Below are 2997 nucleotides of genomic sequence, written 5' to 3'. Positions count from 1 at the left end.
CCGCTAGCCGGTTCCCGAACCGCCACGAAGGATTGATTTGCCGGCTTGGATTCCTTTGGTCTCCTTGCCGTGGCCGTTAGATTTGCGGTGGTCATAGCCCTGGTGAGACGCCCGGTCCCATTCCGAACCCGGTAGCTAAGGCCAGGCGCGGCGATGGTACTGCACTCGAGAGGGTGTGGGAGAGTAGCACGCCGCCGCTTCAACTGTTTGGGGGTTCCCGTGGAGCGTACGGCTCCGGGAACCCCCTTTTTTGTTTTATTGGCTGTTTCTTGGTTCGTTTTTTCCTTCCTGTCTCCCGTCCCCTGTCATGTTTTGCCATGGGAGCGTTTTCTCCTATTCAAGGAGTTTCTATTCGGGGAGGTCGGGGTGCCGCAGCGTCATGGCGGGGAATCCAGACCGCCGCACCCGCCGCATCGCGTATTCCCGTTCGCTGGTGGATCCATCTAGGTCCTCGCTTTGGATCCGGAATTCCTCGCGCCGATAGAAGTGGATCGCGCGGACGTTCCGACTGTACACGTCCAGGGTCAATTCGGTACTGCCAAGCTCCGCGTGGTCTCGGACCGCATGGGGCGGAACGACTGTCGGTTGCAGTCTGGCGAGGCCGATGCTGCCGGACGCGGGCCGATGGGTCGCACCTCCCAAACACTGTCCGTTTTGTCCGTTTGTGGTATGGTGGGATCGTATCGTCGATCGAAAAGGAGCGTGGGAGCATGGGGTTGCCTGTGATCGATGCCGTGGTCCGTGGCGACAGGCCGTTCGTGATCCAAGGGTACGGCAGGACGTACGAGATGACCGAGGCCGAGTTCAACGCCGCGATGCGCGCGGCCGACGCGGTCTCCGAGGGCGCGGGACTGCTCACGACCGGCGAGGCCGCCGAACTGCTGGGCGTCAGCGCCAAAACGGTCGCACGCCTGGTCGACGCCGGCCGGATACCCGCGCGCCGCCTGTCCGACACCGGGCACCGGATGGTCGAATATCGCGACGTCATGGCGTACCGTGATCGTCGCGCGCGCCGCGGCCGCCTGTTGGAGGACGCGCGCGTGTTGGCCGCGGACATGGGCGCCTACGACGGCGCGGATGGGCCGTCCGTCCGGTGAGGGCCGTACTGGACGCCAACGTGTTCTATTCCACGTGGGTGACGGATCCGCTGCTGTGCATGGCCGACGCCGAACTGTACGAGCCCGTCTGGTCCGGACGCATCATGGATGAGGTGCGCGAACACCTCCCATCGGTCTGGCGGCGCGCCACGCGTGAGGGCGTGGAACGGTACCTGCATACCCTGTCCATGGCCTTCCCGGAGGCGATGGTCGAAGGATGGGAACCTCTGGAGGAGATGGTCGTCGGCTTGCCGGACCCGGATGACCGGCATGTCGTGGCCGCCGCCATCAGATCCGGATCCGGCGTGGTCGTCACATCCAATCTCAAGGACTTCCCGGACACGTGCCTCGACCGTTTCGGACTGCGCGCAGTGTCGCCCGACGATTTCCTTTCGATGCTGTTCGACGACGATCCGGACGCGGCGGCGGCCGCGATACGCGGCCTGGTGGAATCGAAGCGGCACCCGCCGCGCACCATGGCGGAGGAGGCCGGACGCCTGCGCGGACTCGGCCTGACCCGGTTCGCGGAACGCCTGGCCACGATGGAATGACTTGACGACGTGGCTGATGGAGCCTGCTCTTCCTGAGGATTCCGTGTCCAGGAGGAGCCGTGGACGGCGTCGCAGTGATGATGCTCCGTCTTGGGACGAGGGATGTATTTCATGATTGGGGATTTCGTCGTTATCCTGTAAATGGTGTTGTTCTTTTACCCGCATGCCGATGGATTGCATTAACCGCCGTGGCAGTGCTTTGTAAGGCGAAGCACGGGATCGGCGCTGTTCTAATGATGATGGTGTGGAACGATAGGGATTTCGTGGGCTATTGTCTGGCGAAGGCAACGGACATCTAGGTGAGGACGTTCGTTCGTGCATCGTTTTATGATGTCCTGCTCCGGGATTCCGCTTTCTATGAGCTCGCGGTTCCAGTCTGTTTGTGTTCAATAAGGAATTAATGATTTAGTCACGAAATTTTTTCGGGTTTAGGCAAAGAGCATGCCGACCACCCACAGGCCTTAACTGGATGGTGCTTCATATCTCCACCAGAAAGGGCCGGAAAGGCAAATGATCAGCATGCCCCGGATACAGTCTATCCGCCGTATGAGAAGGAACGGCGAATCCATAGCGTCGATAGCGCGCAGGCAGCACGTGAGCGAGCCCACCGTGCGAAAGTACCTCAGGATGGACGACCTGTCCGAGAAACCGCCCGTGAGGAGACGACGCGGGTCGGTGATCGACCCGTATCTGCCGCTGATCGGGCAGTGGCTCGCGGAGGATCGCGCCAGCTGGCGCAAGCAGCGTCACACCGCGACCAGGATATGGGAGCGGCTGCGCGACGGGCACGGCGCCGAGGTGTCGTTGTCGGCCGTGACCCGGGCCGTGGCCAGGCTCAGGCGCGAGTCGGCCGTGGAGCCGGGCGGCGCGTTCATGGACCTGGTGTGGCATCCGGGCGAGGCCCAGGCCGATTTCGGCGAGGTCGACGTGCTTTACAGGGGCGCGGTCCAGCGCATGCGCCACTTCGTTCTGGACTTCCCGTACTCGAACATCGGTCTGGCCCAGCTCATGCCCGGCGAGAACGCGGAATGCACGTGCCAGGCGCTGCAGAACCTGTTCGGATGGCTCGGCGGCGTGCCCGAACGCATCGTGTTCGACAACGCCGCGGTCGTGGGACGCAGGACCAGCGGCGGCGGCGTCCGCTGGACCCGCCTGTTCCAGGCGTTCCAGGCGTTCCAGGCGCACTACGGGTTCGACTGCTCCCTGTGCTCGCCGTACGCGGGCCACGAGAAGGGCGCGGTCGAGGCGAAGGTCGGCATGGTCCGCCGCAAGCTGTTCGTGCCCAAGCCGAGCGTGTGGAGCCTGGAGAACTTCAACTTGTTTGTGTTCAATGTGATGTGAGCCGAGTT

The 2997-nt window shown here is 63.1% G+C and carries 2 protein-coding genes, 1 rRNA gene and 1 pseudogene; all 4 read left to right on the top strand.

From position 1 onward, the window contains the following. Positions 1–83 precede the first annotated feature (83 nt). Positions 84–200: ribosomal RNA gene (gene rrf / locus OU26_RS09245) — 5S ribosomal RNA — on the top strand. Positions 201–710: 510 nt separating this feature from the next. Further along, entirely contained in the window at positions 711–1097 is a 387-nt protein-coding gene (locus OU26_RS09235) for a helix-turn-helix domain-containing protein (RefSeq protein WP_026647267.1), read from the top strand. Continuing rightward, on the top strand, positions 1094–1648 hold the full coding sequence (locus OU26_RS09230) for a PIN domain-containing protein (RefSeq protein WP_026647268.1): 555 nt from the start codon (positions 1094–1096) through the stop codon (positions 1646–1648). The genes OU26_RS09235 and OU26_RS09230 overlap by 4 nt, the downstream gene beginning before the upstream one ends. 519 nt (positions 1649–2167) lie before the next feature. Then, positions 2168–2965, top strand: a pseudogene (gene istA, locus OU26_RS09225) (IS21 family transposase); the annotation flags it as partial. Between the last annotated feature and the right edge of the window lie 32 nt (positions 2966–2997).

Origin of the sequence: Bifidobacterium ruminantium DSM 6489 (assembly GCF_000770925.1) — a bacterium.
Classification (GTDB): Bacteria; Actinomycetota; Actinomycetes; order Actinomycetales; family Bifidobacteriaceae; genus Bifidobacterium; species Bifidobacterium ruminantium.
This window is presented reverse-complemented; position numbering and strand designations above follow the sequence as displayed.

What these genes read in the sequence shown, in the direction of transcription:
- OU26_RS09235 (WP_026647267.1), top strand. Translation starts at nt 711, where the DNA reads ATGGGGTTGCCTGTGATCGATGCCGTGGTCCGTGGCGACAGGCCGTTC.